The organism is Streptomyces sp. NPDC088730 (assembly GCF_044751215.1).
In the GTDB taxonomy this organism is placed as follows: Bacteria; Actinomycetota; Actinomycetes; order Streptomycetales; family Streptomycetaceae; genus Streptomyces.
In genome coordinates this window covers 630,546-655,684 of record NZ_JBIVLK010000003.1, presented here as the reverse complement: position 1 = coordinate 655,684, position 25,139 = coordinate 630,546, and the positions used below count along the sequence as shown (strand labels likewise).

Here is a 25,139-nt window from a genome sequence, read left to right as displayed (position 1 = left end):
GTGAGTCGGTTCCCTTGAGAGCGGGTGCTGATTGTCACGTCCGGAAAAGGGTGGATCGTTGGCTTTCTGTCCTTGCCAACGGTGTTAGCTGGCTGGTCCGGGCTGATCCGGTCGAGCAGAGAAACGGGAGCAACACAGCAATGGGTCGAGCGGATGCGCGACGAGCCCAGCGGCGCGGGTCGCGGCGGGCCGTGAAGAGCGGCGGCATACGCAGACTCTTCACCTGGCGAAAACTACTGGGCGCCGCTCTGGGCATCTGCCTGCTGGGCATGGGCGCGTTCGCCGTGCTCTACATGGTCGTGCAGGTGCCGGAAGGCAACGCACAGGCCAAGCTCCAGTCCAACGTCTACAAGTACTCCGACGGCACCCTGCTGGCCCGCACGGGACAGGTCAACCGGGAGATCGTCAGCCTCGCCGAGGTCCCCAAGGCCGTCCAGAAGACCTTCGTGGCCGCGGAGAACAAGTCCTTCTACGACGATCACGGCGTCGACTTCAAGGGCACCGCCCGAGGTCTGGTCAACACCGTTTCCGGCAAGGGCAAGCAGGGTGGCTCGACCATCACCCAGCAGTACGTCAAGAACTACTACCTCGACGCCGACCAGACGGTCACCCGGAAGCTCAAAGAGCTGGTCATCTCGCTGAAGGTCGACCAGAAGCGGAGCAAGAGCGAGATCCTCGCCGGGTACATCAACACCAGCTACTACGGCCGCGGCGCCTACGGCATCCAGGCCGCGGCACAGGCGTACTACAACAAGGACGCCAAGCAGCTGAACGTCGCCGAGGGCGCCTACCTCGCCGCGCTGCTCCAGGCGCCGAGCCAGTACGACTGGGCCGTCGCCAGCGACAACGGGAAGGCGCTCGTCAAGGAGCGCTGGAACTACGTCCTGGACAACATGGTCGACCAGCACTGGCTGGACGCGGGTGAGCGCCAGGGGATGAAGTTCAAGATCCCGCAGACGCCGAAGCCGGCACAGGGCCTCTCCGGCCAGAAGGGCTACATCGTCGCCGCGGCGCGTGCGGCGGTGCAGAAGCAGGAGAACATCACCGACGCGCAGTTCGACGCCGGCGGCTGGACGATCACCGTCAACATCGACCGGAAGAAGCAGCAGGAGCTGGAGAAGTCGGTCAAGGCCAAGCTGACCGACAAGCTGGACACCAAGGGGCGCAAGCTCGACCAGGACGTCCAGGCCGGTGCCGTCTCGGTCGATCCGAAGACCGGCGGAGTGCTCGCCATGTACGGCGGACGCGGGCTCACCGAGCACTACATCTCCAACGCCACCCGGCGCGACTACCAGCCCGCCTCCACCTTCAAGCCGGTCATCCTCGCGGCGGCGCTCGACCAGGAGTCGCAGACCCAGGACAACCAGCGGATCACCGCGGACACCCGCTACGACGGCACCAGCAAGCGCCCGGTCAAGGGCAGTACCGTCGCGTTCGCGCCGGAGAACGAGGACGACGCGGACTACGGCCAGGTCACCGTCCAGACCGCGATGAACAAGTCCATCAACTCCGTCTTCGCGCAGATGGGCGTGGACGTCGGCATGGACCGCGTCATGCAGACCGCGGGCAAGCTCGGCATGGACGTGAAGGGACTGGACGCGGTGCCGGCCCAGACCCTCGGCTCCATGGGCGCGAGCCCGATGGAGATGGCCGGGGTCTACGCGACCCTCGACAACCACGGCAAGAAGGTCACGCCGCAGATCGTGAAGTCGGCCCAGAAGCAGGGCGAGTCAGCGATCGAGCTGCCCGACGCGATCGGTGAGCAGGTCATCAAGCGCCAGGCCGCGGACTCCGTGACCTCCGTGCTGACCGGTGTGGTCGACGACGGTACGGCCCACGACGCGGTGCGCAACGCGGAGGGGCTGTCCGACCAGCAGATCGCGGGCAAGACCGGTACCTCGGACGACAACAAGTCGGCCTGGTTCACCGGATACACCCCCCGCCTGGTCACTTCGGTGGGTCTCTTCGGCGAGGCCGCCTACCCGCGCAGCGACGACGACGGCAAGAAGATCAACAAGGGCTCCCAGGTGCCCCTGAAGGGCGCCGGCGGCGGCGGCCGGGTCAACGGCGGCGGCTTCCCCGCCGACATCTGGGCGAGCTTCACCGCCCAGGCGATGGGCGACCCGGGCAAGTTCGACCTGGACACCGACATGGGCGCCGCGGTCACCCCGCCGAGCCCGTCCATCACCCCGAGCTCGTCCACCTCGCCCTCGGACGACGCGACGCCCTCGCACACGCCGTCCAGCCCGCCCCCGTCGTCCTCGCCGCCGAAGGAGAGCACGTCCCCGTCGACGCCGCCGCCCTCCCCGTCGGACGACCCGACGAGCGACCCGCCGCCCGATCCGTCGACCGATCCGGACCCCAGCGACTCGGCGGAGCCGCCGGTGGACCCCGGGGGCGACCTGCCGAACGGCGACAACAGCCTGACGCAGTGACGTCACGCTGAACCGGCCGCCGGAACGCCGGAACGGGCGGTGTACGAGGATTCCTCCTCGTACACCGCCCGTTCCGGCGTTCGGACACTCCGCGGAGCCGCGTCCTGGACGGGACGGGGCGGGACGGGGCGGATCACCCCGTCCAGGAGATGGCCGGAAATGTTCGGGCCGGTCGCCGCTCCGGCGCGGCGTCGGCCGGGAGCCGCCGTCCGCGCCGTACCCCTCGCGGCGTTGCTACTGGCCCCGGGTCGGCATCTCGAACCAGACGACCTTGCCCGTCGACAGGCGCGTCGCACCCCACCGCCGGGCCAGCCGGTTCACCAGGAACAGACCGCGGCCGCCCTCGTCCATGTCGCGGGCGCGGCGCTGGCGGGGCAGCTGCGGGGAGTCGTCACCGACCTCGCAGCGCAGGATGTCGGTCCGCAGCAGCCGCAGCGTCACCGGCCGCTCCGCGTACCGCACGGCATTGGTCACCACCTCGCTGACCAGCAGCTCCACCGAGTCGGAGAGGTCCTCCAGGCCCCAGCGGCTGAGCGCGCGGCGGGCCAGCCTGCGGGCCCGGCCCGGGGCGGAGTCCTCCGGCTCCAGGAACCAGTACGCGACGTCGCTCGGCGCGATCCCGTCGAAGCGGGCGGCGAGCAGCGCGATGTCGTCGTCCCGGTCGCCGGGTCCGAGCATGTCCAGCACGTCGTCGCAGAGGGCCTCCAGCGGCGGCGAGTGGTCGGGCCCGGTCAGCCGGGCGGTGGCGGCGAGCCGCTCGCGCAGCTGCTCGATGCCCGTCCACACGTCCCGGAGCCGCGACTCGACCAGGCCGTCGGTGTAGAGGAGCAGGGTGGCACCCGCGGGCGCGTCCAGCTCGACGGCCTCGAAGTCCACTCCGCCGACGCCGATCGGGGCCCCCGGCGGTACCCGCAGCACCTCGGCGCGGCCGCCGAGGTGGAGCAGCACGGGCGGCGGGTGGCCGGCGTTGGCGATGGTGATGCGGTGCGCGACGGGGTCGTACACCGCGTACAGGCAGGTCGCCATGCGGTCGCTGCCGAGCCGCTGGGCCTGCTCGTCGAGGTGGTGCAGCACTTCCTGCGGCGGCAGGTCGAGCCCGGCCAGGGTCTGCGCGGTGGTGCGCAGCTGGCCCATGATCGCGGCGGAGGTCATGGAGTGGCCCATGACGTCGCCCACGACCAGGGCGACCCGGCTGCCGGGCAGCGGGATCGCGTCGTACCAGTCGCCGCCGACCCGGGCCGTCTCGGCGGCCGGCAGATAGCGGGAGGCGAGCCGGACCCCGGTGGGCTGCGGCAGCGAGTCGGGCAGCATGGTGCGCTGGAGCTCGTCCGCGATGTAGGCCTCGCGCCCGTACAGCACGGCCTTGTCGATGCCGAGCGCGGTGTGCGTCGCGAGCTGGGCCGCGACCAGCAGGTCGTTGGCCTCGAACGGCGGGCGTTCGGTGCCGCGCAGGAAGACCGCCGCGCCGATCACCCGGCGCCGGCCGCGCAGCGGGGCCAGGATCGCCCGGTGGCCGGACGGCACGGTGCGGCCGGCGCCGAGCAGCTCGGGCAGGGCGGCACGGGCCGCGGCGGAGTCGCCGAAGACCGGCCGCACCCCGCGCAGCACCTCGGCCAGCGCACCGCCCGGCCGGACCTCGCACAGTTCGGCGGCGGGCGTCAGATCGGTCTGCGGATCGATGAAGGCCGGCCGGAGCCGCTCGCTCTCCGGCAGCCCGTCGGGGAGTTCGTCGCTCAGCCGCAGCCGGTCCGAGCGGCGCAGCCGCAGCACGAACGGGTGGACGGGGCGCTCGTCGCCGACCGGCAGCGGGTCGCGGAGGTAGACGAGTATGGCGTCGGAGAACGTCGGCACGCTGGCCCGGCACAGGCCCAGCACGATCTCGTCCAGGTCTATCCCGCGGGCGATCCGGCGGGTCGCGGCACCTACGAAGCGCAGCCGGTCCCCCTCGCGGCGGGCCACCGCCTGGGGGTCGGGGCCGGCCGCCGGGCCCGGTCCGGCAGCGGCCGGACCGGGGCCCTTGGCGGGGCCGGGGATCGCGGAGGCGGCCGCGGATGCGGTATCCCGCTGCCGGGGCCGGGCGCGTTCCTGCGGCCGGGCGGCGAGAGGCTGCCGGCCTTCGTGGGAGGTGGGGTGCTCCGTCACGCTTGGGGTTCCGTCCGTCCGGGCCGGTTGTATGAGGCAATCACCTTGTGGGGCGCTACTGTGCCCCGCCATGAGCGGCAATAACAACGGCTGACACCGCATGCCCCGGAACGCCGGGCCGAAACCGGACGTCCGCGAACGGCGGCGGTGACAACGTTTTCAGCGATGGAGCGGCGGACAGTGTGCACGTCTCCACCCCCTCGTAGTGGCTCATGCGATGCGGGCAACTCGTGCGACTCATACGACTGATGCGGTCATGAAACGTGCAACCAGTGCGATGACTCGATGATTTACGGTCAGCTCGTCTGCGGCGCCCGGAGGGTGGGGCGGACCGTCCGTCCTCGGGACGATCCTACGTTTGCCCTCCTGGGGTGCATCAAGGGTCTCACGACGGCATGGCGGAAGGGGTACGGTCCCAGTCATCCGGAAGCCGGTCCCAGTCGTCCGGAAGCGCGGGTACCCGCCATCGCGGATCGGGCCGCCAGTCCTCCCAGCCGTCCCGGAACGGCGCCCCCCACTCGCGGATCACGCCGACCGCCGCGCGCCCCGCCTCCCGTACCCGCCGGGCGGTCGCGGCGGTCATCAGGCCGACCCGCTGGGCCTGGGCGAACTCGTCCTCGTCGCGCCAGAGCCAGCTGCGGTCCGGGTAGACCGAGATGTCCAGGAAGTGGTCCTCGGAGTCGATGCCGCCGGCCCAGCGGGTCCGTGGCTCCTCCAGGTTCACGTACCAGCTGCGGAACTCCCAGCCGGGCTCCCAGAACAGCCAGACCGACCAGGGCTCGCCGGGCCGGGCCAGCTTCAGCACCCCGTTGCCCAGCCAGGGTGTGCGGGCGGTGGTGCGCGGCGAGGTGTACCGGGTGGCGAGCGGCTCGGCGTGCACGTCGGTGCCGTCCGCCAGCACCGGCTTCACGCACTCGGTGCCGGGCGCCACCCAGACGGCGAGCAGGTCCTCGGTGTCCTGGGCCACGGTGACGGGCCGGCAGATGTGCACCGGGTTCCGTGCCCCGCCGGGCGCGGGACCGTGCCGCAGCGGTCCGTTGCCGCGGTAGCGCCACAGGATCTGATCACCCGGCGCCCAGCGCTCGGTCTCTCCGGTACCTGTCATGAAGAGATCTTAGAGGGGCCGCCCCACCGCGGCGACGCGCGTCACGGGCGGGTCATCCGCAGCACGTCCAGCGCCTCGTCCAGCTGCTCCACGGTGAGGTCCCCGCGCTCGACGTAACCCGAGGCCAGCACCACCTCGCGGATCGTCCTCCGCTCGGCCAGGGACTTCTTGACGACCTTCGCCGCCTCCTCGTACCCGATGTACTTGTTCAGCGGGGTGACGACGGACGGCGAGGACTCCGCGTACTCCCTGGCCCGTTCCGCGTTCGCGGTGATGCCGTCGACCGTGCGGTCCGCGAGCAGCCGGGAGACGTTGGCGAGCAGCCGTACGGACTCCAGCAGGTTCTTCGCGATGACCGGGAGCATCACGTTCAGCTCGAAGTTGCCCGCGGCCCCCGCGGCGGCGACCGTCGCGTCGTTCCCGGTCACCTGGGCGGCGACCATGAGCACCGCCTCCGGAATGACCGGATTGACCTTGCCCGGCATGATCGACGAGCCCGGCTGGAGGTCGGGCAGGCTGATCTCGGCCAGTCCGGTACGCGGTCCGGAGGCCATCCAGCGCAGGTCGTTGGAGATCTTGGTCAGCGAGACCGCGATCGTACGGAGCTGGCCGGACGTCTCCACCAGGCCGTCCCGCGCGCCCTGTGCCTCGAAGTGGTCCCGGGCCTCGGTGAGCGGCAGTCCGGTGACGCGGGCCACCTCCGCGATCACCGCGGCCGAGAAGCCGGGCGGGGTGTTGATGCCGGTGCCGACCGCCGTGCCGCCCAGCGGCAGCTCCGCGAGGCGGGGCAGCGAGGCGTACAGCCGCTCGATGCCGTAACGGATCTGCGCGGCGTACCCGCCGAACTCCTGGCCCAGGGTCACCGGTGTCGCGTCCATCAGGTGCGTGCGCCCCGACTTCACGACCGTCGCGAACTCGGCGGACTTGCGCTCCAGGGCGGCCGCGAGGTGGTCCAGGGCGGGGACCAGCTCGCCGGTCACCGCGCCCGTCGCGGCGATGTGGATGGAGGACGGGAAGACGTCGTTGGAGGACTGCGAGGCGTTGACGTGGTCGTTGGGGTGGACCTCGCGGCCCAGGCGCTCGGTGGCGAGGGTGGCCAGCACCTCGTTGGTGTTCATGTTCGACGAGGTGCCGGAGCCGGTCTGGAAGACGTCGATGGGGAAGTGCGCGTCCCAGCGCCCCTCGGCGACCTCTGCCGCCGCGTCCTGGATGGCCCGCGCGATCTCCGGATCGACCACCTCCAGCTCGGCGTTCACCTTGGCGGCGGCGCCCTTGATGCGGGCGAGCGCCTCGATGTGGGCCCGCTCCAGGCGCTGCCCGGAGATCGGGAAGTTCTCCACGGCCCGCTGCGTCTGGGCCCGCCACTTGGCGTCAGCGGGCACCCTCACCTCGCCCATCGAATCGTGCTCGATGCGGTGCTTTCCACCTGTAGTGACGTCGTCCACTCCGGTTCAACCTCCTGAAAAAGATGAGCACTTGTCTTGTTCTATGTATTCCCAAGTCGCCTACCGACCAGTAAATACCGTGGGTAACAACAATCTCGGGAGGCGCAATGAGGCGCACAAGGTTCAGACTCCGCTGTACCGTCGCGGCCGTCGCCGCCACGGCGGCGGCCCTGGGCGGGATGACCGCGGCCGCCGGTCCGGCGGCCGCGGCGCAGTCCGCCACCACCACTACCGCATCCACCGCGCTCTCGCCCGAACTGGAGGCCATCCGCGCCGCCGAGGCCACCCGGCTGTACGGCGACCCGGCCGAGCGCCCGCTCGCGGACCGCAAGACCGGGCTGATCTCGCTCGGCGACAGCGAGATCTCGGGCGAGGGCGTCGGCACGTACGAGGCGGGCACCAACGGCCCCGACAACTGGTGCCACCGCTCGCCGGACTCCGCCATCCACCGCACCGGCATCCCGGCCGACGTCACGTACAACGTCTCCTGCTCCGGCGCGTACACCGGGAACATCGTCATCGGCGGTTCGAAACAGTACGCCGACGAACTGGTGCAGAGCGACAACCTCGCCATCAAGGCGCGCAACACCCGCATCAAGATGGTCGTGCTGGTGGCGGGTGCCAATGACGACCTCCAGTTCGGTCCGGTCATGACGGACTGCGTCGAGCGCTGGGTCCTCATCCAGGGGACCTGCGAGCCCAAGTACGCCGGCGGCTGGCAGGCCCGCGTCGACGGACTCGTCCCCAAGGTCGAGAAGACCGTGAGGGACCTGCGCACCGTCATGTCGGACGCGGGGTACGCCGCCGGCGACTACAAGCTCGTCGTCATGGGCTACCCGAGCCCGATCGGACCCGACTTCTACGACAACCCCAACTTCCCCGGCAAGCTTCCCGGCGGCTGCGCCGGATACGACTCCGACGCCGCCTGGGGCCGTAACACCGCCGTTCCCACCTTCGAGCGCGGTATGCGCAAGGCGGCGGCCGACACCGGAGCCGTCTACCTGGACAACTCCCGGCTCTTCCACGGCCACGAGGTGTGCAGCGAGTCGACCTGGGCCCGCGGCCTCTTCATCGACCTGTCGCACTTCCCGCCGGACTCCAACTCCCTCCGGCAGTCCTTCCACCCGAACGCGGCGGGCCACGGCGCCTTCGCCTCCTGCCTGACCCAGATCTACAACTCGGGCCTGCGCGAGGCGAGCTGCGCCGATCCGGCGAGCACCGGCGCCCCCGTGCTGCAGCCCGCCGCCTGGGACGACGTCTTCAAGCCGCTGACCAATGAGTCCACCGGCGCCTGCCTGGACGTCCCCGCCTCCGTCACCCGCAACAACACCGGAGTGACCGGCTGGGACTGCCACGGCGGCCGCAACCAGAACTGGTGGTACGACTCGGGCACGAAGACCGTCCGTACGGCCCTGAGCCACGACCGCTGCCTGGACGTACCGGGCGCGGAGTACAAGGCGGGCGCCGCCCTCATCCTCTACAACTGCTCCGGCGCCGCCAACCAGCGGTTCGTCCGGCAGTCGGGCACCCTGAGCCCGGCCGCCTCGACGGGGCTGTGCGCGACCCTGGCGGGCGCCCACGAGCCGCTGAGGCTCCAGACCTGCGACGGGAGCGCGCGCCAGCGCTTCGCGTAGACCGGGGTCCGCGGGTGCGCGGAGGGGCGGCACGCGGCCCCTCCGCGCACCCCGGGCCAGGGGAGGGGGCGGCACGCGGCCCCTCCGCGCACCCCGGGTCAGCCGGACGTCACGAACGCGCCCAGGATGGCCGCCAGGTGACCCGGGTCCTGCGCCCCGCACAGCTCGCGCGCCGAGTGCATCGACAGCCCAGGTACCCCCACGTCCACGGTCGGGACACCCAGCCGGGCCGCGGTGAGCGGGCCGATCGACGTACCGCACGGCATCGCGTTGTTGGAGACGAACGGCTGCCACGGGGCGCCCGCCCGCTCGCAGGCCGCCGCGAACAGCGCGATGCCGGTCGAGTCGGTGGCGTACCGCTGGTTGACGTTGACCTTGACCGTGGGGCCGCTGTTGGGCAGCGGGTGGTGGTCCGGGTCGTGCCGCTCCGCGTAGTTGGGGTGCACGGCGTGTGCCATGTCCGCCGAGAGGCAGAAGGCACCCGCCAGCGCCCGCGACCAGTCCTCCGCGCTGCCGCCGCGTGCGGTGACCGAACGGCTCAGGACGCGCTCCAGCAGCGGGCTCTGCGCACCCGTGTCGGAGCCGCTGCCGACCTCCTCGTGGTCGAAGGCCGCCAGGACCGGGATGTACGCGGGCTCCCCGGCCGCCGTCGCCGCTCCGGCCAGTGCCGTGACACCCGCGTGCACGGAGACCAGGTTGTCCAGCCGGGAGGAGACCACGAACTCCTCCTCCGCGCCCAGGTATCCGGGCGGCTGGATGTCGTGGAGCATCAGGTCCCAGCCCAGCACCTCGTCCGGATCGGCCTCGGCCGCCGCCGCGACCCGGCGCAGCAGCGCCCCCTCCTGCGCGGTGCCGAGCGACCAGACCGGGGCGATGTGGCGCTGCGGGTCCAGGGCCAGGCCGTCGTTGACGGACCGGTCCAGGTGGATGGCCAGCTGGGGCACCCGCAGCAGCGGTTCGTCGATCTGGACGAGCCGGGAGTCGGTCGTGCCGCCGGGGCCGCGCAGGGCGAGCCGTCCGGAGATGCCGAGGTCCCGGTCGAGCCAGGTGTTGAGCGGGACGCCGCCGTAGATCTCCACCGCGATCTGCCGCCAGCCGGCGGAGCCGGTGTCCGGAGTGGGCTTGATCCGCAGGTTCGGTGAGTCGGTGTGGGTGCCGATGATCCGGAAGGGCGTGTGGGCGGTGGTGCCCTCGGGGGCGTACCAGGCGATCAGCGCGCCGCCCCGGAGGACGAAGCTGCCGCCCGTGGTGCCCGTCCAGTCGTCCGTGCCGCGCAGTTCACGGAAGCCGGCCTTCTCCAGCCGCTGGGCGGCGCTCGCCACGGCGTGGTACGGGGAGGGGCTCGCCCTGATGAAGGAGAGCAGATCGTCGACGTGGCTGCGGTGCTGGACCGGCGTCATGCGGTCTCCGCCTTTCCGGTGTGGGACGTGAGGGCGTTCGGGCGTGCGTGTGTTCGGACATGCGGGTGGTCGGGCGTGAAGGTGTGCTGCCGGATCGCGGGGCGGCGTCCGCACCGGGCCGGCCGGGCGGTGCGGGTGCTCCCGCGACGCGGACAACTCACCGCATCGGCCGGGCACCCCGCAAGCCCGGCCGGCGGCCCGGTGCGCGAATGCGGCGGTGCGGTGCGGGCGTCCCCGGCCGGTGGCCCGGACGGCGGCCCCGTACGGTCCGCTGCGGATTTGGCTGAATACAGCCGTACGCGGACCGGCCCGGCACCGGCCTCCGCGCTCGTCCCCGTCACGGGGAGGACGGGCCGGGCGAAGACGTGCGCAGGCCCGCCACCCGGATCAGGAACACCCCGGCCACCACGATCGCGGCACCGTGGGACCAGCCGACGACGGTCAGTGGGGTGTAGTGGTCGAGCGCGGCCGCGACCAGGATCATTCCGGCGCCGAACCCGAGATTCTCCACCGTGGCGGAGAGCCCGAAGGCGTGTGCGCGCGGCCCGGCCGGCAGGGTCTGCAGATGCGAGGTGTACGAGACCTCGGTGAGCCCGTCGGCGGCCCCCGCGACCAGCGCGATCGCCGCCGTGGCCGCCGGCGGGAACCCCGCGAAGGCCAGGATGAACGACGCCGACATGAGACAGGTGCCCCAGCCGAAGCCCAGCGCCCCGACGGACCGGCCGGTGCGGCGCGCGTATCGCTGGATCAGCTGCTGCACCACGATGTTGCCGAGCGCCCACAGGCACCAGAAGGCGCTGACGAACACGGCGGGGCGCGCGGCGTCGAGCTCGCTGGAGTAGACCGGGAGCGCCGCGTTGTGCGAGGACGAGCCCAGCGCGTCCACCCCCCGCAGCGCCACCATCAGCGCCAGTCCGGGCGCGGCGGCCAGGGCGGCGAGTGCGGCGGGCCCCCGCCGACGGGCGGGCGCACCGTCCGCCCCCGGTCCGGCAGCGGCCGCCTCCTCCGGCTCCGGCCGGGCCCGGCGCCCGCTCCCGTCGCGCCGCTCGCCGCCGCCCGGGATGGGGAGCAGGGCCACCGTCACCGCGCAGACCGCGAAGGTGGCCGTGTCCACGACGAAGGCGGCGGTGTACCCGACGAGCGAGACGACGACGCCCGCAGACGCGAAACCCGCCACCATGGCCAGTGAACGACCGGTGATCGAAAGGGAGTTTGCCCACGAGCGCCGGTCCTCGCCGACCATCTCGGGAATGGAGCTGCGCAGGGACACCATGAACAGGGTCCCGCAGGAGCCGACCACCACGGACACCGCGATCAGCGCGGCCGTCCGCAGCCCGTCCGGCGCGAGCACCAGCAGCAGCATCACCGACGCCTGCGCGATATTCGTCCAGAGCATCACGCTCTTCGCGGTGAATCGGGCGAGCAGACCGCCGGCCGTGAGTCCGGCGGCGAATCCGGACGCCAGTCGCACCGCCATGAACAACCCCATGGCGAGAGCCCGTCCGGTCGTCTCATAGACGAACAGATTGAGCGCCACCATATTCAGGAAGGTGCCGTACGAGGAGATCGCGTAGCCGGTCACGAGGAATCGATATCGCCGGACTCCGTACCGCGAGCCGGCCGATTCGGCGCTCGGCCGGCTGAGGGTGTTGTCGGGGCCGGGCGTCACCCGTTCATAGTCGCCGAACCGCTGAACTCCCCGCCGTCATCCCTTGTGCACAAAGGTAATCTGCATACTTGTGAAGGACGATCATTCCCGCCCACCGGCATGCGATTGCCGCGAATCGCCGACGGACGGCTCCGCACCGGGCGGGGCCGGGACCGGCCCGGAACACCCCTGCGAGAGCGCGCTCGCGACGTACCGGCGCGCACTGGTGGCCGGATGTCTTCCGCAGGGCGAGGTGGCCGGCTGCCTGCGGGAGCTGCATCTGATGGTGGCCGACCGGGGCTCACCCGGATTCATGGTCCCCGTACCGCCGGAGACGGCGTCCTACACCGCGCTCGCCCCGCTCCAGGAGGACCTCCTGGACCGGCGCCGCGCGCTGCGCGCCACCCGCGCCGCGCTCTCCGTCTTCGAGACCCTGTACGCGGATGTGCACCGCAGCGGGCAGTCCGCGCTCACCCGGCTGTCCGGGGAGGCCGTCATCAGCAAGGCGCTGGAGGCGGCGGTGGGCGGCTGCCGGGAACAGGTCCGCACCGCGCAACCCGGCGGCGGCCGCCCGGCGCACGTGCTCCAGGAGGCGCTGACCAGGGACCTGGGCAATCTGAGGAGGGGCATCCGGCAGCGGACGGTCTACCAGCACACCGTCCGCTCGGACCGCACGACCCTCGCGTACATCGAGCAGGTGACCGCTGCAGGAGCCGAGGTGAGGACGCTCGCGGAGGTGGTCGACCGGGTGATGGTGTTCGACCGGGACCTGGCGTTCGTCCCGTTATCCGACGAACCCCACCAAGCCCTGCGCGTCCAGCACCCGTCACTGGTGCGGTTCCTGGCCCGCGCCTTCGACGAGGCCTGGGCCCGCGCGGTGCCGGTGCGCCCGGAGCGGGCGCCGCTGCGCACCCCCGTCGTCACGTCCGACCTGCAACGCGCCATCCTGCGGGCGGTGGTCAACGGCGAGACGGACGCCTCGATAGCCCGCCGGATCGGGATGAGCCGCCGCAGCGTGGCCGAGCACATGCGGAAGGTCTCGGAGCAGCTCGGCAGCACCAGCCGGGCCCAACTCGGCTACCTGGTCGCGACATCGGGCCTGCTCGACGGCTGAGGGGCGTCGCGGCCGCGACGCCCCTCAGCCTTGGGCACGTACGTCAGCCGAGGCCGGGGCCGCGCACCGGGATGCTGGTGAACGTCGGGGCCGGGGCGGGCTCGGTGAAGAAGTCGTTGCCCTTGTCGTCGACGACGACGAACGCCGGGAAGTCCTCCACCTCGATCCTCCAGACCGCCTCCATGCCGAGCTCCTCGTACTCGACGACCTCGACCTTCTTGATGCAGTCCTGCGCGAGGCGCGCCGCGGGGCCGCCGATCGAGCCGAGGTAGAAGCCGCCGTGCGCGTCGCACGCGTCGGTGACCTGCTTGGACCGGTTGCCCTTGGCGAGCATCACCTTGGAGCCGCCGGCCGCCTGGAACTGCGCGACGTAGCTGTCCATCCGTCCCGCGGTCGTCGGACCGAAGGAGCCGGAGGCGTACCCCTCGGGCGTCTTCGCCGGGCCCGCGTAGTAGACCGGGTGGTCCTTCAGGTACCGCGGCATGTCCTCGCCCGCGTCCAGCCGCTCCTTGATCTTGGCGTGCGCGATGTCGCGCGCCACGACCAGCGGGCCGGTCAGCGAGAGCCGGGTCTTGACCGGGTACTTGGTCAGTTCGGCGAGGATGTCGTCCATCGGGCGGTTGAGGTCGATGCGTACGACGTCACCCGCCTCGTCCAGGTGCTCGTCGGTGGTGTCCGGGAGGAAGCGCGCCGGGTCCTTCTCCAGCTGCTCCAGGAAGACGCCCTCTGCGGTGATCTTCGCGGTGGCCTGGCGGTCGGCCGAGCAGGAGACGGCGATGGCGACGGGCAGCGAGGCGCCGTGCCGGGGGAGGCGCACCACACGCACGTCGTGGCAGAAGTACTTGCCGCCGAACTGCGCCCCGATGCCGATCTTCTGCGTCAGCTCGAAGACCTTCTCCTCCAGCTCCTTGTCCCGGAAGCCGTGACCGGTGGGGGAGCCCTCGGCGGGCAGCTCGTCGAGGTAGTGCGCGGAGGCGTACTTCGCGGTCTTCATCGCGAACTCGGCCGACGTACCGCCGACCACGATCGCCAGGTGGTACGGCGGGCAGGCGGCCGTACCCAGGGAGCGGATCTTCTCCTCCAGGAACTTCATCATGGAGGCCTCGTTGAGGACCGCCTTGGTCTCCTGGAAGAGGAACGACTTGTTGGCCGAGCCGCCGCCCTTCGCCATGAAGAGGAACTTGTACGCGCCGCCGTCGGTCGCGTACAGCTCGATCTGGGCCGGGAGGTTGGAGCCGGTGTTCTTCTCGTCCCACATGTTCAGCGGGGCCATCTGCGAGTAGCGCAGGTTGAGCTTGGTGTACGCGTCGAAGATGCCGTGCGACAGCGCCTCCTCGTCACCGCCCTCGGTGAGTACGTTCTGCCCGCGCTTGCCCATGACGATCGCGGTGCCGGTGTCCTGGCACATCGGCAGCACGCCCGCCGCGGCGATGTTCGCGTTCTTCAGCAGGTCGAGCGCGACGAACTTGTCGTTGGACGACGCCTCGGGGTCGTCCACGATCCGCCGCAGCTGCGCCAGGTGCGCGGGCCGCAGGTAGTGCGAGATGTCGTGCATGGCCTCCGCGGCCAGGGTGCGCAGCGCCGCCGGATCGACCTTGAGGAACGTACGGCCGTCGGCCTCGAAGGTGGAGACACCCTCGGAGGTGACCAGACGATACGGCGTGGTGTCCTCTCCCAGGGGGAGCAGATCGGAGTACGCAAACTCTGGCATTACGGCCATTCCTCACTCGGTGACAGCGGCTGCCCTCCCTTGGGCAGCGCACCCACCAGGGTAGGACCCCGCGACGGCGGCGAGTCTGTGAGGTAAGGCTCACCCGGCGGCCTCGCGCGCTGGGCTTCACGCCTCGCCGTCACCGCTCAAGGCCTAGTCGCGATCTATCGCGTTTGGGTACGCTGGGCCGGTGGACCTCGAAAAGCACCCCCAGCAGCCCACCGCGCCGGCGGAACCCGACGTCATCCGCGCCTCGGACGCCGATCGCGACCGGATCGCGGACATCCTGCGGGAAGCCATGGCCGAGGGCCGGCTGACCGCGGAGGAGCACGGCGAGCGGGTCGACGCGGTCTACCGCGCCAAGACCGTCGGTGAACTGGAGCCGCTGGTACGGGACCTGCCCGCGCCGGGCGGCGCGGCCGCCAGGCCCGCCGCCGCGCCGTACGCCCACGGCCCCGAGGCGGCGGCGGGTCCGGCCGAGAACCTGGTCGCGGTCTTCAGCAGCTCCACCCGCAAGGGGCGCTGGCGGGTCGGCGGCCGGACGAACGCGTTCTCGTTGTTCGGCAGTGTGGAGATCGATCTGACCGAGGCGCTTTTCGGACAGCGTCTGACGGTGATCAACGCGACCTCCATCTTCGGAAGTGTCGAGATCCGGGTTCCCGAGAACATCTCGCTGCGCGGCAGCGGAACTGGCATCTTCGGGAATTTCGAAGTCGTGACTCTGGAATCCGGGGATCCGGAGGCGCCCGTAGTGGTGGTCAACGGTTATTCGGTGTTCGGCAGCGTCGAGGCAAAGCCCAAGCGCGGGAAGTTCATTACGGATCTCCAGGACCGGCTGCGCAAACACCTCGGCCAGTGACGGAGAGGCGGATGCGGGAGGAACGGATTTCAGCCGAAATCACGATCGGCCGCAATTTCGCGGACCGGACCTGAGTGCCACTCAGTGCTTAGGCGCGCGCACAGCGGGTAGGGAGAGCTGCATCGTCTTCTCGCCCGCGAAGCCGTCGTCAGGAGTGGACCGTGCTGCAACTGCCGCATCAGCCCCTGCAGGTCGCCGCCGTGCCTTCCCAGCGGAATCCCGCTCGGGAGGACCAGGCAGGCCCCTGGCATTCGGAGGCGGTGTGCCGCCGGGACGAAGCCGGGCTGTTCTTCGCCCCGTCGAAGGAGCCGACCGCTGCCCGGCTCTCGCGTGAGGAGTCCGCGAAGCGGGTCTGCGCGCGCTGTCCGGTGATGGTCGAGTGCCGGGAACACGCCCTGGTGCAGCCCGAGCCGTACGGGGTGTGGGGCGGCCTCACGGCCGCCGAGCGCCGCGTGGCCCTCGCCCGCCGCCGGCGGCGCGAGGCCGAGCTCAAGGCGTCCGGCGCGGCCGGCCACATCGCCGCGGCCGGCTGACGGTCCCACCGCAGCCGTCCGGCACGTCGTGGCATCCGTCCGGCACGTCGCGCGGACACTCCCGCGCCCCTCGGACTCGTCCGTGTGCGGGCGCACCGCATCCGTCGTAACCGGACGCCGTGCGGGCACCCTGTCTTTGCCGCGGCCTTGTCGCGGTCTTTGCCGCAACCGGATGTCGTGCGGGCACCCCGTCTCTGTCGCAACCGGAGGTCGTGCGGGTGCGCCGCGTCCGTCGCATCGTCCGCGTGCGGGCGCACCGCATCCGTTCGAGCGTGAAGACGTGAAGGGGCGCCCCCACCGCACATGGGGGCGCCCCTTCAGGTGAACGTGCCGGACGTGCCTACGTCACTTCGCGCGGTCGAAGTCGATCGCGCTGTAGGCCCGCAGCTTCGACAGCCGGTGGGTCGAGTCGATCTTCCGGATGGTGCCCGACTTGGACCGCATCACGATCGACTCGGTGGTCGCCGTCTCCGCGCGGTAGCGCACACCGCGCATCAGTTCGCCGTCCGTGATGCCGGTGGCCACGAAGAACACGTTGTCGCCGCTGACCAGGTCGTCCGTGGAGAGCACCCGGTCCAGGTCGTGACCGGCGTCCAGCGCGCGCTGGCGCTCGGCCGCGTCCTTCGGCCAGAGCTTGCCCTGGATGACACCGCCGAGGCACTTTATGGCGCAGGCCGAGATGATGCCCTCGGGGGTGCCGCCGATCCCCATCAGCAGGTCGACGCCGGTGTCGTCGCGGGCGGCCATGATCGAGCCCGCGACATCCCCGTCGGAGATGAACTTGATCCTTGCGCCGGTCTCGCGGATCTCCTTGACGATGCCCTCGTGGCGCGGGCGGTCCAGGATGACGACGGTGACGTCCTCCGGGGTGGAGTTCTTCGCCTTCGCGACCCGGCGGATGTTCACCGAGACGGGGGCGTTGATGTCGACGAAGTCGGCCGCCTCCGGCCCGGTGACCAGCTTGTCCATGTAGAAGACCGCGGACGGGTCGAACATCGCGCCCCGGTCGGCTGCGGCCAGCACGGCGATCGCGTTCGGCATGCCCTTGGCGTTCAGGGTCGTGCCGTCGATCGGGTCGACGGCGATGTCGACCTCGGCGCCGGTGCCGTCACCGACCCGTTCGCCGTTGAACAGCATGGGGGCCTCGTCCTTCTCGCCCTCACCGATGACGACGATGCCGTTCATCGACACGGTGGAGACGAGGGTCCGCATGGCCTTCACGGCGGCGCCGTCGGCGCCGATCTTGTCCCCGCGGCCGACCCAGCGTCCGGCGGCCATGGCGGCGGCCTCCGTGACCCGGACGAGCTCCAGGGCGAGGTTGCGGTCGGGGGCCTCCGGGGAGACCTCCAGCTGGGACGGCAGATGATGCTCGGACATCGGAGCGCACCTTTCTGTACGACGACGACCGGATGAGGGTGATGTGACTCTATCGTCAGGTCGATAAAATGAGCAGACCGGGTCACTTATGAGCGGGCGCCCCCGATTCGGCCGAGCGGGGGCTGATGCGACGATGGACCCGTGGCAAGCAAGCGAGGCAAGCAGACGGTGCGGGACATGTTCCTGTCGTTGGCGGTGATCGCCGCGGTGGCGGGAGTCGTCTACATCTTCGTCCCGCACGACGAGAAGGCCGATCCGGTCAAGGCGGTCGACTACCGGGTCGAGCTCCTGACCGCGCGGCGCGCGGCCCCCTACCCGGTGGCGGCCCCCAGCGGTCTGGCGGAGAAGTGGAAGCCGACCTCCGTCAGTTACGAGCGGGAGGTCGGCAACAGCTGGCACCTGGGCTTCCTCGATCCGGACGGCGGGTACGTCGCGGTGGAGCAGTCCACCTCCCCGGCGAAGAAGTACATCTCCGCTGTCAGCCAGAACGCGAAGGACACCGGCCGCACCCAGCAGGTCGCCGGTGAGGCCTGGCAGCACTGGGAGGGCCCGAAGTACGACGCCCTCGTGCGCGAGGGCAAGGGGGCGACCACGGTCGTCACCGGCTCCGCGTCGCCGGAGCGGCTGGCGGAGATGGCGGCGGCGCTCAAGACCTCCTGACGCCCTTCGGGGCGGGGCCGTGCGGAAACGGGAAAGTCCCTGGAGCGGGTGCTCCAGGGACTTTCCCGTGTGTCCCGGGCCGGAAGGGTCCGGGAGGAGGCGTTCGGCCGGTGCGGCTCAGACGCTCTTGATGACCTCGTCGTAGGCCAGTCGCGGCAGGCGCGGGAACCAGGCGTCCTCGCCCGGCTTGCCGATGTTGACGACCATCAGCACGTTGTGGTCGCCGTCCAGGAACTCCTTCTCGATGCCCGCGGCGTCGTAGCCGGTCATCGGGCCGGCGGCCAGGCCGGCGGCGCGGACGCCGATGATGAAGTAGGCGGCCTGCAGCGCGCCGTTCAGCGCGGCGGCGGACTCGCGGACCGGGCGCTCGGAGAAGAACGCGTCCTTGGCCTGCGGGAAGTGCGGGAGCAGCGCCGGGAGCTCCTCGTGGAACTCGTTGTCGGTGGCCAGGATCGCGACCAGCGGAGCGGTCGAGGTCTTGGGCTGGTTGCCCTCGGCCATGTGCTGGACGAGGCGGGCGCGGGCGTCGTCCGAGCGGACCAGGATGACGCGCAGCGGCGACTGGTTGAACGCGGTCGGGCCGTACTTGACCAGGTCGTAGATCGCCTGGACCTGCTCCTCGGTCACCGGCTCGTCGGTGAAGGTGTTGGCGGTGCGGGCCTCACGGAAGAGGAGGTCCTGGGCGGCGGGGTCAAGAACGAGGGACATCTTGCGTATTACCTTCCGGACGTACACGGGGGATCGAACGACACCGATCACCGTACGGGAGAGGTAGGTTAACTTTCAACTAAAACGGGAGTGATTCACTCCACAGCGAGTGCCGGCGGTCACACGCTCCGCACTCCGCGCCGCCCGATACCCCCGTACTCCGTGCCCCTGCTCCGCGCCCCTGGCGCCCAAAGGGCCGGTTCAGCCGGCGTCGGCCGCCGTGCCGCCTTCGGCGCCGTCCCCGGGAGCGGCGGGCCCCGCCAGCGCCGCGTCCAGCCGGGCGCGTGCGCCCTCCAGCCAGTGCCGGCACACCTTCGCCAGCTCCTCGCCCCGCTCCCACAGGGCCAGGGACTCCTCCAGGCTCGTCCCGCCGGCCTCCAGCCGGCGCACCACCTCGATCAGCTCGTCGCGCGCCTGCTCGTATCCGAGCGTGCCCGTGGCCGCAGCAGCCGTCGTCCCGTCGTCCGTCATGTGATCCACCCTATGCGTCGGCATGTCCGTCCATCCCCGGCCCCGGCCGGCCTCCGGGGCGCTGTCCGCCGGCCCCGGAAGGTGTCGCTCACCCGTCGACCCGCACCACGAACTCGCCCCCGGAGACCCGGGCCCGCAGCGCGTCCCCCGCCGCCCCGGCGTCGGCGGGATCGCGCACCACGTGCCCGTCCGCCCGCTGGAGCACCGCGTAGCCGCGTTCCAGGGTCGCCGCGGGGGACAGCGCGACCACCCGGGCCCTGGTGTGGGCGAGCTCCGAGTCCGCGCGGTCCAGCAGATGCCCCAGCACCCGCCGCCCGCGCCCGATCAGCGCGTCGATCTCCGCCGCGCGCTCGTCCACCATCCGCTGCGGACGCTCCATCGAGGGCCGCCCCAGCGCGTGCGCCAGCCCCCGCTCCTCGCGGTCGAGCAGCCCCCGTACCGTCCGCAGCGCCCGGTCCCGCAGCTGCTGGACCCGGTCCAGCTCCTCGCTCACGTCGGGCACGATGCGCTTGGCCGCGTCCGTCGGGGTGGAGGCCCGCACATCCGCGACCAGGTCGAGGAGGGGGGAGTCCGGTTCGTGTCCGATGGCCGAGACCACCGGGGTGCGGCAGGCCGCGACCGTACGGATCAGCTGCTCGTCCGAGAAGGGCAGCAGGTCCTCCACGCTGCCCCCGCCGCGCGCCACGACGATCACGTCGACCTCCGGGAGCGCGTCCAGCTCCTGCACCGCCCCGATCACCTGATTCACCGCGTGCACCCCCTGCACGGCGGTGTTGCGGACCTCGAAGCGGACCGCGGGCCAGCGGCGCCGGGTGTTCTCCAGGACATCGCGCTCCGCCGCGGAGGCCCGGCCGCAGACGAGCCCGATCAGCTGCGGCAGGAAGGGCAGCGGCTTCTTGCGGTCGAGGGCGAAGAGGCCCTCCCCGGCCAGTGACTTCTTCAGCTGCTCCAGCCGGACCAGCAGCTCGCCGATGCCGACCGGCCGTATCTCCGTGGCGCGCAGCGAGAGCTGCCCGCGCGGCGCGTACCACTCGGGCTTCGCGAGGACGACGACCCGCGCCCCCTCGGTGACCACGTCCGCGATCCGGTCGAAGACCTGCCGGAAGCACGTCACGCTCACCGAGATGTCGTGCGAGGGGTCGCGCAGCGTCAGGAACACCACTCCGGCACCCGGGCGCCGCGACAGCTGGGTGATCTGCCCCTCGACCCAGACGGCACCGAGCCGGTCGATCCAGCCGCCGATGAGCCGTGACACGTCACCGACGGGCAGCGGAGCTTCCGGTGATGTTTGGAGAGCCATGCGAGCGAGCGTATCCGGCACCACCGACAGCCGGGCGGCCCCGCGGCCACAGCCTCGCTCTCACCCCGTCACCCGGCGTCCGCGCTGCACCAGGAGCACCGCCAGCCCCACCACGAACCAGCAGGCACCCACCACCTGCGCGCTCGACGTCGCCTCCACGATCACCGCGATCAGCACGCCCGCGCCCACCACCGGGATCAGGACGTGCCGCCACCAGCTCGGCGCACCCTCCATCCGGCGCACCACGAACCAGCCCACCACCGAGGCGTGCAGCAGCACGAACGCGGTCAGCGCGCCCACGTCCACCACCGACACCAGATGGTCCAGGCCGTCGTCGCGCCGGGCCGCCCAGACCGCCGCCACCAGCGTCACGACCGCCGCGATCAGGATCGCGACCCGCGGCACCCCCGAGCGCGGATCGACCTTGGACAGCAGCGCGGGCAGCCGGCGCTCCCGGGCCATCGCGAACAGCAGCCGGCCCGCGGCCGCCTGCCCGGCCAGCGCCGCGAACGCCGCCCCGATCGCCTTGCTGACCGCCACCAGATCGTGCAGCCAGGTCCCGACCGCGGAGTCCACCGTGTCGTAGAAGGCCGAGCCCTGGGCGACCGGGTCGGCGGCCAGCTCCGCCGACGTCATCGGCTCCAGCAGCGCCGCCAGATAGGCCTGCGCCACGAACAGGAACCCCGCCAGCACCAGGCAGAACAGCAGCGCCCGCGCCACCTTCGCCGAACCGCCCGTCACCTCCTCCGCGAACGTGGCGATGGCGTCGAAGCCCAGGTACGACAGCACGGCCACGGACACCGCGCCCAGCACCGCGGAGGCGGAGAACCCCGTGTCCCCGTTGAGCGGTGTCAGCCAGCCGCGGTGCGCCCCGTCCTGCACGAGCACCACCACGGCGGACACCACGAACACCAGCAGCACCACGATCTCCATCGCGAGCACCGCGAATCCGACCCGGGCCGCCGCCCGCACGCCCCAGAGGTTCAGCAGCGTCGTGAGCACCACCGCCAGCGCGGTCCACACCCACCGCGACACCTCCGGCACCAGCGAGTTCATCGCGATCCCGGAGAAGAGGTAGGCGACCGCCGGGATGAGCAGGTAGTCGAGCATCGCCATCCACCCCGCGATGAACCCCGGACCCTCCCCGAGCCCCTTGCGCGCGTACGCGAACACCGAACCCGCCAGCGGAGCGACCCGCACCATCTGGGCGTAGCTGAAGGCGGTGAACGCCATCACCACGGTCGCCGCGATGTAGACCAGCGCCACCGCGCCGTGCGACTTCGCGTCGAGCGTGCCGAAGACGCCGACCGGCGCCATCGGGGCGATGAACAGCAGCCCGTAAACCACCAGATCCCGGAACCCCAGCGTCCGCCGCAGCCCCGCACGGTCCGCGGTGCTGCCACTGGTGGAATCCGTACCGCTGCCGGCCATGGGTCCTCCGTTGGTCGCGTGAAGATCAGTCTCGCGACTGCGCGGGCCCCGCGCCTGTTCGGTACGGCCTAACGGCCGCTCCCGCGGCGGGGAGCGGACCAGCGAGCGGCGCGGGGGAGGCCGTTACGATGGGACGCATGACTGCTACGACACCCCGACGCGTCCTGCTCGCCGCTCCCCGTGGCTACTGCGCGGGCGTGGACCGTGCTGTGATCGCCGTGGAGAAGGCTCTGGAGCAGTACGGCTCACCGGTCTACGTGCGCCACGAGATCGTCCACAACAAATACGTCGTGCAGACGCTGGAGAAGAAGGGCGCGATCTTCGTCGAGGAGACCGCGGAGGTCCCCGAGGGCTCGATCGTGATGTTCTCCGCGCACGGCGTCGCCCCGACCGTGCACGACGAGGCCGCCGAACGGAAGCTCGCCACGATCGACGCGACCTGCCCGCTGGTCACCAAGGTCCACAAGGAAGCCGTCCGCTTCGCGCAGGACGACTTCGACATCCTCCTCATCGGCCACGAGGGTCACGAGGAGGTCATCGGCACCTCCGGCGAGGCCCCGGACCACATCACGCTGGTCGACGGCCCCGAGGACGTCGCGAACGTCGAGGTGCGCGACCCGTCCCGGGTCGTCTGGCTCTCCCAGACCACGCTCTCGGTCGACGAGACGATGGAGACCGTCGGCGCGCTCAAGGAGAAGTTCCCGCTCCTGATCTCGCCGCCCAGCGACGACATCTGCTACGCCACGCAGAACCGCCAGATCGCGGTGAAGCAGATGGGCGCGGACGCCGACCTGGTGATCGTCGTCGGCTCCAAGAACTCCTCCAACTCGGTCCGGCTGGTCGAGGTCGCCCTCGGCGCGGGCGCGGGCGACTCGCACCTGGTCGATTCCGCCGACGAGATCGACGAGGCCTGGCTGGACGGCGTCTCCACGGTCGGCGTCACCTCCGGTGCGTCCGTCCCGGAGGTGCTGGTCGACGGTGTGCTGGCCTGGCTGTCCGAGCGGGGTTTCGAGGACGTGGAGATCGTGAAGGCGGCCGAGGAGTCGATCATCTTCTCGCTGCCCAAGGAGCTCCGCCGGGACCTGCGCGCGGAGGCGGCGGCCCTGTCCGCGGAGTGACCCGACGCGGGGTGACCCGACGCGGGGTTCCCACTCCGGTTTCCGCTCTGGATTTCCGCTCCGGGAAGTGAGCGGGGCCCGGTGCCCGTACCGTGGATCACATGGAGATCTTCGGCGTGGACATCGGCGGATCCGGGATCAAGGGTGCTCCCGTGGACCTGGAGCGCGGAGACCTGGCGCGCGAGCGCCACAAAGTACTCACACCGCACCCGGCCACACCTGATGACGTGGCCGGGTGCGTGGCCGAGGTGGTCGGGCACTTCGACTGGTCGGGCCCGGTGGGCATCACGTTCCCGGGCGTGGTCACCAGCGGCGTCACCCGCTCCGCGGCCAATGTCGACAAGGGCTGGATCGACCTGGACGCCCGCACGCTGCTCAGCGACAAGCTGGGCCTGCCGGTCACCGTACTGAACGACGCGGACGCGGCCGGCCTCGCGGAGATGACCTTCGGCGCCGGACGCGGCCGCAAGGGCACGGTCATCGTGCTGACGCTCGGTACGGGTATCGGCAGCGCGCTCTTCACCGACGGCAGGCTCGTGCCCAACACCGAGCTCGGCCATCTGGAGCTGAACGGCCACGACGCGGAGAAGCACGCCTCGACGAAGGCCAAGGAGGACGAGGACCTGAGCTGGCACCACTGGGCGCACCGGGTGCAGAAGTACCTGGTCCATGTGGAGATGCTGTTCTCGCCCGAGCTGTTCATCATCGGCGGCGGTGTCAGCCGCAAGGCCGAGAAGTTCCTGCCGCTGATCGAGCACGTACGGGCCGAGATGGTGCCGGCGGAGCTCCAGAACAACGCCGGCATCGTGGGCGCGGCCATGGCGGCAAAGGAAGGCTGAGAGACCGCTCCCGCTCCCGGAGCGTCTCCGTCCGGCCCCGGATCGCCCCGCTCGCGTCCTGGCTCGGGCCGCCGAGGGTTTCCGGACGGTGCTCGCGTCCTGGCTCGGGTTGCCGAGGGTTTCCGGACGGTGCTCGCGTCCTGGCTCGGTTCGTTCAGGGCTTCCGGTCGCCCAGGGCCGTCCGCGCCCGGGGCCGTCCGCGCCCCGGCCGCCGTCCGCGCCCCGAACGGGTCCGCGTTCCGGCCGGGTCCGGGTCCGGGTCCGCCGGGTCCGGGTCCGCAGGGTCCGCGCCCCGTCCGGGTCAGCGCTGCCGACGCCGGGGTGCCTGACCGGCGGCGCGGGGAGACTGCGCCACGGCTCGTGCCTGTCCGGCGGCTGCCCGGGGCGGCTGTCCAGCGGCCCCGGGGGACTGCGGCGGCTGCTGCTGGCCGCCCGCCCGCGCGGTCTGTGCGGCCAGCAGCATCCGGCGCTGCCGGGCCCGCATGAGCCGGACCTTGCGTACGGTCGCGATGAGCCCGGCGACGAGCGTGCCGCCGTACAGCCAGCCGGCGTGGACGGCGAGCGCGGTGACGATGGCCATCATCTGCCCGCCGAAGCCGCCCGTGCCGCCCGAGATCGGGATGATCCCGACGGCGAACGCGATCGGCACGCTGATCGGCGCGGTCACCAGGTCCGCGGGGCGCACCCAGAACGCGGTCAGCGCGCTGACCGGCAGGAACAGCACACCGAACACGACGGCTGAACTGTCGAACAGCAGCCAGTCCGCACAGGCCAGCACGAACATGGTGGCGGCCGCGAAGAGCCCGGCGCCGATACCCGTCAGCCGGGGATTCGGCAGCCGCCGCAGGGCGAGCACGGCGGGCGGCACCGGGCGCGCCCGGCCCGCGGGTGCGCTCATCACCCGGTAGACGGCCGCGCTCTCGCCGACCGCTCCCTTCGCTCCGTTGCCCACGTTGGCTCCTTTGGTCCCGAGCGGGGACAGCGGGGCCTGCTGAGTCCGGCTGCGCTGCGGGGGACGTGTCCTGTGCTGCTCCACCGGGACAACGTAGGTCGCCGGGCGGCAGTAATCACGTGCGGGACACGCGCTTTGGCTGACCTTGGCGATGAGTTCGATGCCACACGGCCCAATGGGAACCGGATCAGCACCCGACGGGACCCGTGGTTACGCGCTCGCCCCCGCCCGTAAACTGGAGAATCGGCCCACCGGGG

General features: G+C 71.4%; 20 protein-coding genes. 8 read left to right on the top strand and 12 right to left on the bottom strand.

Going from position 1 to position 25,139, the window contains the following annotated elements:
* Positions 1–140: 140 nt before the first annotated feature.
* Positions 141–2,435, top strand: a complete 2,295-nt coding sequence (locus tag ACIP89_RS14750; RefSeq protein WP_401920943.1) for a transglycosylase domain-containing protein — start codon at positions 141–143, stop codon at positions 2,433–2,435.
* 234 nt (positions 2,436–2,669) lie between these two features.
* On the opposite strand, the gene ACIP89_RS14745 is transcribed toward ACIP89_RS14750, so the two are convergent.
* The 3 genes from ACIP89_RS14745 to ACIP89_RS14735 form a co-directional block, all read right to left on the bottom strand.
* Complete coding sequence (locus ACIP89_RS14745; protein ID WP_402115136.1) at positions 2,670–4,577, bottom strand: SpoIIE family protein phosphatase; 1,908 nt, start codon at positions 4,575–4,577, stop codon at positions 2,670–2,672.
* 385 nt (positions 4,578–4,962) lie between these two features.
* Entirely contained in the window at positions 4,963–5,682 is a 720-nt protein-coding gene (locus ACIP89_RS14740) for a DUF402 domain-containing protein (RefSeq protein WP_401920940.1), read from the bottom strand.
* 41 nt (positions 5,683–5,723) lie between these two features.
* Complete coding sequence (locus ACIP89_RS14735) at positions 5,724–7,127, bottom strand: class II fumarate hydratase (RefSeq protein ID WP_401920939.1); 1,404 nt, start codon at positions 7,125–7,127, stop codon at positions 5,724–5,726.
* Positions 7,128–7,234: 107 nt separating this feature from the next.
* On the opposite strand from ACIP89_RS14735, the gene ACIP89_RS14730 reads away from it, so the two are divergent.
* Entirely contained in the window at positions 7,235–8,761 is a 1,527-nt protein-coding gene (locus ACIP89_RS14730) for a ricin-type beta-trefoil lectin domain protein (RefSeq protein ID WP_401929581.1), read from the top strand.
* A gap of 98 nt (positions 8,762–8,859) precedes the next feature.
* Here the strand turns inward: ACIP89_RS14730 and ACIP89_RS14725 are convergent, their stop codons facing one another.
* Together ACIP89_RS14725 and ACIP89_RS14720 are read right to left on the bottom strand one after the other, a co-directional pair.
* Complete coding sequence (locus ACIP89_RS14725) at positions 8,860–10,161, bottom strand: M18 family aminopeptidase (protein WP_402115133.1); 1,302 nt, start codon at positions 10,159–10,161, stop codon at positions 8,860–8,862.
* A 337-nt stretch (positions 10,162–10,498) separates the two neighbouring features.
* Complete coding sequence (locus tag ACIP89_RS14720; RefSeq protein WP_402115131.1) at positions 10,499–11,743, bottom strand: MFS transporter; 1,245 nt, start codon at positions 11,741–11,743, stop codon at positions 10,499–10,501.
* A gap of 157 nt (positions 11,744–11,900) precedes the next feature.
* Between ACIP89_RS14720 and ACIP89_RS14715 the strand changes: the two genes are divergently transcribed.
* Complete coding sequence (locus ACIP89_RS14715) at positions 11,901–12,923, top strand: LuxR C-terminal-related transcriptional regulator (protein WP_401929576.1); 1,023 nt, start codon at positions 11,901–11,903, stop codon at positions 12,921–12,923.
* 43 nt (positions 12,924–12,966) lie between these two features.
* Here ACIP89_RS14715 and ACIP89_RS14710 read toward each other — a convergent pair whose 3' ends face one another.
* Positions 12,967–14,634 (bottom strand): fumarate hydratase, encoded by a 1,668-nt coding sequence (locus ACIP89_RS14710; protein WP_401920935.1) that lies wholly within the window; start codon positions 14,632–14,634, stop codon positions 12,967–12,969.
* A gap of 190 nt (positions 14,635–14,824) precedes the next feature.
* On the opposite strand from ACIP89_RS14710, the gene ACIP89_RS14705 reads away from it, so the two are divergent.
* Complete coding sequence (locus tag ACIP89_RS14705) at positions 14,825–15,493, top strand: DUF1707 domain-containing protein (protein WP_401920933.1); 669 nt, start codon at positions 14,825–14,827, stop codon at positions 15,491–15,493.
* Positions 15,494–15,654: 161 nt separating this feature from the next.
* Positions 15,655–16,026 carry a WhiB family transcriptional regulator gene (locus ACIP89_RS14700; protein ID WP_390086844.1) on the top strand — a complete coding sequence of 124 codons (372 nt, stop codon included), beginning with the start codon at positions 15,655–15,657 and terminating at the stop codon, positions 16,024–16,026.
* A gap of 345 nt (positions 16,027–16,371) precedes the next feature.
* Here ACIP89_RS14700 and glpX read toward each other — a convergent pair whose 3' ends face one another.
* On the bottom strand, positions 16,372–17,403 hold the full coding sequence (gene glpX, locus ACIP89_RS14695; protein ID WP_401920931.1) for a class II fructose-bisphosphatase: 1,032 nt from the start codon (positions 17,401–17,403) through the stop codon (positions 16,372–16,374).
* Between the two features lie 141 nt (positions 17,404–17,544).
* Between glpX and ACIP89_RS14690 the strand changes: the two genes are divergently transcribed.
* A complete protein-coding gene (locus tag ACIP89_RS14690; RefSeq protein ID WP_402115129.1) occupies positions 17,545–18,063 on the top strand; it encodes a DUF4245 domain-containing protein in 519 nt (172 codons plus the stop codon).
* Between the two features lie 117 nt (positions 18,064–18,180).
* Here ACIP89_RS14690 and ACIP89_RS14685 read toward each other — a convergent pair whose 3' ends face one another.
* From ACIP89_RS14685 to ACIP89_RS14670, 4 genes are all read right to left on the bottom strand, one after another.
* Complete coding sequence (locus ACIP89_RS14685; protein WP_401920927.1) at positions 18,181–18,771, bottom strand: malonic semialdehyde reductase; 591 nt, start codon at positions 18,769–18,771, stop codon at positions 18,181–18,183.
* A gap of 201 nt (positions 18,772–18,972) precedes the next feature.
* Positions 18,973–19,242 carry an exodeoxyribonuclease VII small subunit gene (locus tag ACIP89_RS14680; protein WP_401929571.1) on the bottom strand — a complete coding sequence of 90 codons (270 nt, stop codon included), beginning with the start codon at positions 19,240–19,242 and terminating at the stop codon, positions 18,973–18,975.
* Between the two features lie 88 nt (positions 19,243–19,330).
* The gene (gene xseA / locus ACIP89_RS14675; RefSeq protein ID WP_402115128.1) at positions 19,331–20,542 is read right to left on the bottom strand and encodes an exodeoxyribonuclease VII large subunit; all 1,212 of its coding nucleotides are present in this window, start codon (positions 20,540–20,542) and stop codon (positions 19,331–19,333) included.
* A 60-nt stretch (positions 20,543–20,602) separates the two neighbouring features.
* Positions 20,603–21,973 (bottom strand): APC family permease, encoded by a 1,371-nt coding sequence (locus ACIP89_RS14670; RefSeq protein ID WP_401929568.1) that lies wholly within the window; start codon positions 21,971–21,973, stop codon positions 20,603–20,605.
* Between the two features lie 128 nt (positions 21,974–22,101).
* Between ACIP89_RS14670 and ACIP89_RS14665 the strand changes: the two genes are divergently transcribed.
* Together ACIP89_RS14665 and ppgK are read left to right on the top strand one after the other, a co-directional pair.
* Complete coding sequence (locus ACIP89_RS14665; protein ID WP_185092206.1) at positions 22,102–23,091, top strand: 4-hydroxy-3-methylbut-2-enyl diphosphate reductase; 990 nt, start codon at positions 22,102–22,104, stop codon at positions 23,089–23,091.
* A gap of 101 nt (positions 23,092–23,192) precedes the next feature.
* Complete coding sequence (ppgK, locus tag ACIP89_RS14660; protein ID WP_401920921.1) at positions 23,193–23,930, top strand: polyphosphate--glucose phosphotransferase; 738 nt, start codon at positions 23,193–23,195, stop codon at positions 23,928–23,930.
* 301 nt (positions 23,931–24,231) lie between these two features.
* Here ppgK and ACIP89_RS14655 read toward each other — a convergent pair whose 3' ends face one another.
* Positions 24,232–24,828, bottom strand: a complete 597-nt coding sequence (locus tag ACIP89_RS14655; protein ID WP_402115224.1) for a DUF6542 domain-containing protein — start codon at positions 24,826–24,828, stop codon at positions 24,232–24,234.
* Positions 24,829–25,139: the final 311 nt, after the last annotated feature.